The sequence below is a fragment of the Dellaglioa sp. CoH-57-MRSF-21 genome (genome assembly GCF_056781915.1).
This window is the reverse complement of the sequence record NZ_JBXAXU010000074.1, coordinates 1-415: the sequence shown is the minus strand read 5'-3', so window position 1 is coordinate 415 and position 415 is coordinate 1. Positions and strand designations below refer to the sequence as shown.

The window sequence follows — 415 nt, the reverse complement described above, 5'->3', positions numbered from 1 at the left end:
GGAGAGGGTAGTGCTCAGGAAGATTTTCGGGTTCGATGAACAGCAGTTTCCGGCGCTTGCGGGTGCCACCTTCGCCTATCTGTTTGGCCGTATCGATCAAGATGCGCTCGTCGCTCAATTGCGTGAGCAGGCCCCGTACTCGGTTGACCGTGTGTTGGCCGTGATCCGGGCCGAAGGCGTTGAGGGAGTGGGCGGCGCAACCGGCTACGTTCTTCAAAACTGCAAGCTCTACGCATGGGCTTATTTCAAGCACCGTCATGGTGGTGAAAAGCCTCGTGCCGCAGACTTCAAGATCACGATGGATGATGCACGTTTCTTGCGTCGTCTGAACTTGGGTCATCTGTCTCTCGAATACCCATCGTATGGTCTCAAGGAGTGGGGCGATCTGGTGTACAATGCGATGTGCGAGATCGAA

Annotated in this window: 1 protein-coding gene; it reads left to right on the top strand. The window is 55.7% G+C overall.

All coding sequences use genetic code 11. From position 1 onward, the window contains the following. A partial coding sequence (locus AC1RPQ_RS07995; protein ID WP_481762261.1) for a hypothetical protein occupies positions 1 to 415 on the top strand: 415 nt, incomplete at both ends.